This window comes from Nostoc sp. CHAB 5715, from assembly GCF_020829685.1.
In the GTDB taxonomy this organism is placed as follows: domain Bacteria; phylum Cyanobacteriota; class Cyanobacteriia; order Cyanobacteriales; family Nostocaceae; genus Nostoc.
The window spans coordinates 1-5,692 of sequence record NZ_JAIVFR010000469.1 but is presented as its reverse complement, the minus strand read 5'-3'; the positions used below and the strand labels follow the sequence as shown (position 1 = coordinate 5,692).

6 protein-coding genes and 2 pseudogenes are annotated in these 5,692 nt (G+C 38.4%); 1 reads left to right on the top strand and 7 read right to left on the bottom strand.

What is annotated here, in order from left to right; genetic code table 11:
- The first annotated feature begins 234 nt into the window (after positions 1-234).
- Positions 235-462 (top strand): hypothetical protein, encoded by a 228-nt coding sequence (locus LC574_RS23450; RefSeq protein ID WP_229455973.1) that lies wholly within the window; start codon positions 235-237, stop codon positions 460-462.
- A gap of 220 nt (positions 463-682) precedes the next feature.
- On the opposite strand, the gene dnaX is transcribed toward LC574_RS23450, so the two are convergent.
- From dnaX to LC574_RS23415, 7 genes and pseudogenes are all read right to left on the bottom strand, one after another.
- Entirely contained in the window at positions 683-1,534 is an 852-nt protein-coding gene (dnaX, locus tag LC574_RS23445; protein WP_229455972.1) for a DNA polymerase III subunit gamma/tau, read from the bottom strand.
- Between the two features lie 246 nt (positions 1,535-1,780).
- Positions 1,781-2,134, bottom strand: coding sequence for a XisI protein (locus tag LC574_RS23440; RefSeq protein ID WP_229455971.1), 354 nt, complete (start codon positions 2,132-2,134; stop codon positions 1,781-1,783).
- The gene (locus LC574_RS23435; RefSeq protein WP_162398235.1) at positions 2,122-2,538 is read right to left on the bottom strand and encodes a XisH family protein; all 417 of its coding nucleotides are present in this window, start codon (positions 2,536-2,538) and stop codon (positions 2,122-2,124) included. The genes LC574_RS23440 and LC574_RS23435 overlap by 13 nt, the downstream gene beginning before the upstream one ends.
- A 320-nt stretch (positions 2,539-2,858) precedes the next feature.
- A complete protein-coding gene (gene dnaN / locus LC574_RS23430) occupies positions 2,859-4,310 on the bottom strand; it encodes a DNA polymerase III subunit beta (protein ID WP_229455970.1) in 1,452 nt (483 codons plus the stop codon).
- A 203-nt stretch (positions 4,311-4,513) separates the two neighbouring features.
- Positions 4,514-5,065, bottom strand: a complete 552-nt coding sequence (locus tag LC574_RS23425) for a WGR domain-containing protein (RefSeq protein ID WP_229455969.1) — start codon at positions 5,063-5,065, stop codon at positions 4,514-4,516.
- Positions 5,066-5,169: 104 nt separating this feature from the next.
- Positions 5,170-5,565: pseudogene (locus LC574_RS38200) on the bottom strand (ATPase); the annotation flags it as partial.
- Positions 5,558-5,692 (bottom strand): annotated as a pseudogene (locus tag LC574_RS23415) (RNA polymerase sigma factor, RpoD/SigA family); the annotation flags it as partial. The pseudogenes LC574_RS38200 and LC574_RS23415, both read right to left, overlap by 8 nt.

Here is a 5,692-nt window from a genome sequence, read left to right as displayed (position 1 = left end):
GTACCTCAAAACGACTTTCAAGTACCTCAAAACGACTTTCAAGTACCTCAACACGACTTTCAAGTGCTTCAACACGACTTCGAGGTATCTGTTTCTAAGATACAAGGTTGGGGAGCCACTGCGCCCTGTATCATAATTTTTGCGGAAATTGGCTAAATGTAAGAGGCTGAGGCTTTGGATTTAGAGATTAAAATAGAGTTAGCAAAGGTAGGGTTTACTTGATTAGGAGGTTATATGATGAATTTACAAGAAATTATTAATTCTATTGAAAGTTTACCCACAGAAGAACGGGACTATTTGTTTGAGTTTCTCCGTAAAAAAAATGAGGAATCTAGAAGGGATCATTTTTGGGAGGGATTACAAAAATTTAGAAGCGTAATCCAAAGCGAGGGGATTATCTTTACTGATGATGATTTCGCTGACTTACGAGATCGCAGTGTGGAAAGAGAAATTGAGCTATGAGCTTGAAATACTTACTTGATACCAATATTCTCAAGAGAGCCAGCACGTCCTATTCCTAAAATGAGAAACATAACTTGCGAAAGTTTTGTTAGATACTAATATCATTATTAGTTAATTTGGATTTTAGACTGAAATCAAATATACAATCCAAAATCCAAAACTCTCAGTCAACTTTATGTTGATTAAGTTAACTTAAATAACCTGCTAACACTAAGAATTATTAGCAGTAAATCCTTACTTTCAGTACCCCTCTTAATAATTCTCTAGCTACTTGCAGCAAGCTAAAGGTGTTGTTCGTGGATATTGCCTGTAAAATTGACATTAATTCTGTTTCTGTAACACCACCAGCAATTTCCATGACATGATTGGCAGTGATATCTTCATCTAAAAGACTCACCTGACCCAGTAATTGCAGTGCATCTCTGAGTCCACCATCGCTGAGTCGAGCGATCGCTGTTAGTGCCTGATCATCAATAGAAATAGATTCTGCATCTGCTACAATACCGAGGTGCTGCACAATTGTCTGAACAGACAAAGTGCGGAAATTAAACACCTGACAACGGCTGACAATGGTAGGTAACACCTTGTGCAATTCTGTTGTGCAGAGAATGAAAACAACATGAGGTGGCGGTTCTTCAATACACTTAAGTAAAGCATTGAAGGCGTTACCGGTTAGACAATGGCACTCATCGAGAATAAAAATTCGGTAACGTCCTGCAACAGGTGCTAAGGTACTGCGCTCAATTAAAGCACGGGCATCATCTACACCATTATTAGAAGCAGCATCAATTTCACTGACATCTAGGCTATTACTGGTTTCAATTGAACGGCAGGATTGACAAATACCACAAGGTTGGTCAGTTGGTTTTTTACTGTTGAGGCAGTTGAGGGATTTAGCAAATATCCGAGCAGTTGAAGTTTTACCTGTGCCTCTAGAACCTGTGAATAAATAAGCTGGTGCAATTTGCAGGTATTTTACAGCATTAGTCAGAGCAGTTTTGATGTAGGGCTGTCCAACTAATTCGGCTATTGTCTGGGGTCGATATTTTTGATGTAGGGCAACTGTAGACATAGGATTCATTAACCTTAATTTGCCGCCCTTACCCCTGTTAAGGGGGTGTAATTTTGACTCCAAAATAGGCTGATTTGCTCAACCGTTCCTAGCAGGATTTACCGATAGCAGAAGTTGAGTACGCCTAATTATTTAAACGTTGAAACAGGTGGAGAAGTTTATGGAATTTACAACCGAGCTATAGCAATTTTAGAATTCATATCCTTGGCTCATAAAACGCTAAATTTCTATTTTTTACCTGCCTCCTTAAGCAGTAGCGAATTCTGTTAAACCTCGTTTACTGGGATGATGGAAACCCAAAACAATATCGCCCTGGGGTATTCCGGCTGATAGCAAATCATCAACAACGCATAAATTAGTTGCATCTTCTTCCACCCAAACTTTGCCGTTTTTAATGCAGAGATAGATGATAATATATTGTATCTGCTTTTTGTCATCCCAGCCAAACCTAAACCAAAGATATTGATCTCTTGTTTCATCAAAAGCCAAGCGATCGCTTACTTCAACTCCTGCATCTTTTATAACTTGAGTATTAGTAGTTTCGTAATACTCAGTCAATATTTTCTTGATAGCATTGCGATATTGTTCTAGCTTATCCATTGCCGAATTTCCTCCTTTTCTGTATTTACAACTATTAACAGCAGGTGATTTTCATTGATGACTGCTTGTACAGATTTACGTTGAAAAAAGTTCTCATAGACAACATCATCAACAGCTAAATAAAGCTTATATTCTGGCTCGGTAAGTTGAATGAGTTTCCGATAGACTATGTATTGTCCCAAAGCATTATGAAAATCATACATCAGCGATTTGCCCACAAAGCTCTTGATTTCTACAACAATCTTCTGTCCTTGGCGTTCTGCGGCGATTGGTTTTTCTGCTGCTAGGTCGGCGTAGAGTTCAGCATCCTCATATTTGATAAAGTAAGGATCATCTGTGATAGTCCAACCGTCTTTTATCAATGCGTTTTTGACTTCATTATGGTATATGTCTTTTGCTGGCATGGTGGAACTATTGAGTAATACTCTGATTGTAAAGTGTTTACCATATTAGGTAACAATTAGATTCTAAAACATACTTTTCTATCTTTCCTTATTGCACTCTGCTTTACTTCATTTTTTCTTGATAAAACTGGATAAATTTGGTATTTTGGCGGTAAATAGTCGGATATCTACCGCCAAAATGCACAGTTTCTATTTGTCAAAATCGAGGATTTTCGTTCATATTGTCAGTTTTGTCCAGAGTTCCTCAAATCCCCGTCTAAAATAAACACCACTCGTATCCAAAACACCCTACAAAACTTCAAGATTCCGATTAACATTTATTAAGCATTTAGAGTGTACAGTGGCAGTAAGAATTGACGCATTTCCATTTGCAGTTCTGGATTTGGTCTATCTCCATAAGGAACCAACATGGCAGGATGATCTGATTGTTGCAAGTGCATTTTGATAGCGGAACTAGGAATTGCTTTGGCTGCTTCTACTAAATACTTGAGGTTAAACTGAATATTCAATGACATTTCTGATGGTAGATGAGCAGGAATAACTTGATCACCTTTGCCAAACTCCCGTTCAATTGATAATCGTAGCTGCTGCAAAGCTCCATCAAACTGTAAATAAATACCTTTCTCTTTTTTATCTGTTAACACAGCTAACCGTTCTAATGCTTTGACTAAGAATGCTTTTTCTAGGATTACTTCTCGGTCAAAGCTAAATCTTGCCAATAGCTGTTCGCAGTCAGGGTAAGTTCCTTCCAAACATTGACATCTGAGGATAATATCTTGCCAAGCAAAACCCAAGCGATTACTTTGGGCATCATACAACAAATTAATGAATTCGACAGAATCATCCAAGTTACGCGCTAGTTCTTTGAGGACTCGACCAGGAATAGTAAATTGTATCTCTGAAGATTCTACTTGTTTGCGGGGTTTTCTACCAATTCCTTGAGTTGAAAGTTCAGTGGTTGCGACTCGATGCCCATCAGTACCAATAAACTTTAACTTCTCCTGTGTAAGTTGGATATGAACTCCGGTCAAGATATATTTATTTTCATCAGTGCTAATAGCATAAATCACACCTTTCAAACCATCTTTGAAAACTGTTGTTGGCAGAGGAATGGGAGTAGCATCAATTGTAGAACTAGGTGGAAATTCTTCAGCACTAATGCCTCTAATTTCATATTTTCCATCAGTATCAGATAAACCCAGAGAGCAGATTTTTGTTTGCTTATTCTCATCATTAAGCTGTATAATCTGAGTCTGACTACTGAGGCTAATATTACCATTAGGGCAATGCTTAACTATCTCAAATAGCATTTCCACTGGCACAGTAATTTCACCCTTAAACAAAACCTGGGCTTCAAAACTTGCCTGAATTGTTAATGCTAAATCAGTAACAGTTAAATGTATCTGTTGTGTTTCGATATCTGCAATGATTAAAGCATTAGCAAGAATAGGATGGGTAGGTTTAGCTGGGGTAGCACAACTAACTAAAGAAAGTGCATCGTGAAATTTAGTTTGTGAGCAGATTACCTCCATTCCTGATTCTATAAGTGGTTGAGAGTTTAATTCTGATTTGGCAGAACGTTTATTAGTACGCTTATTTGAGATAGGCTCAGTTGAAGTATCAGCATCTGGAGATGTAGATTTTTTCTTTTTACCTGTAGATATTTCTGGGATATTTGCTGATACTTCATTTTCACCTTTAGGAGTAGCTACACTTGTTTGTTTTGTCTGATTGGCAGGCTTTACCCTTTGTTTCGATGCTGTTTGAGTCATGATAATTTATTTCTGGTTGCGTCATTGTTAGAAAGGTGACTGCGATAGCAGAAAATAAAGGATGTGAAGTTTTGAATCAGATGCTTTTACTCTGTGAGACATACGGAAGTTTACTGATATATCCTATTTAACGGCTCTCAGATAAGCCTTTATTCTGATCGTAGCTTTCGGAGTATCTGGCTCTGCTCCTGAATTATTAAGTTCTACAAATGCCTCCAAAAGTTCTTTCCAATGCTTTTTAAACTGATGACTTTGCTGTTATTAGCAGATTCTTCAGTAGTGTTATCACCCAGCATAGGATCAGTTTCCAGCAAAGAGTTCAGCAATGATAGTTGATGCTCAATATCTGCGACATCGCGGTATATTCGAGACGGGTCTATTTTCATTCCTAAAGGTGTAGGAACTATTTTCAAATATTGGTTTAATGTCTCTAGATAATTTCTATTGGTAAATTGTCTTTGTGTTACATAAGGACGCAAAATCTCCAGTAATTGGATAGCTCTTTTGATTTCTAGAGAATCAGAAGTACTATCAATTTGAGGTTGGCTTTCTCGATAGCCTTTCATTTTCTTCTCAGCCACGAGATTGTGGAATTTAGAAACTGCTTGTTGATAATTACCGAAAGAGTGAACTTTTTGCTGAGATTTGTAGCCTACCCTACCCCACTCAACAGTTAGATTGCTTTGCTCAACTTTTGCACTCCAGAATTTGTTACTGTTCTGAGCAGCATCTACAAATATTAAGTAAACTTCCATATTTTTGACATAATTTAGAGTAAAGTATTGCCATGTCAAATGAATATCTCAACAACAGATGTTCATTTGACAAAAGCTTCAAATCATTACTAATTTGGAAATACCTAATTAGTACGGAACCTAGAAGTACGAAGACCTTTCTTAGACACCTGCACAGGACTGGAAGCTGGTCGCGCAATCTTTGACCAAGACTGCATCCGCTCAACAGCAGCAGCATCTTGAACAGCTAACGGGGTGATGTTTGAAGAGCAATTTTCTAAATCAGCCAGTGTGACCTGCTGAGGTCTTCCCTCATCGAAAGCCAGTAGTGCTGCTTCTGATGCCAGGGTTTCCAACTCAGCACCACTAAACTTGTCGGTGCCAGCAGCGATCGCCTCTAAATATTCCTGTGGAACTTCTATACCAAACCGTTCCAAATGAATCTTGAGAATCTGGCAGCGTTCCAACTCAGTAGGCAGGTCAACGAAGAAATTCTCATCAAACCGCCCTTTCCTCTTGAACAATTTTGCGTTGAGCCTTTTTGATTTTGTTTAACTTTTCGGTAATATGGACAGGGAGGCGGATGGTGCGACTAGAAGTAGCGATCGCCCGTGTAATTCCCTGACGAATCCACCAGTAGGCATAAGT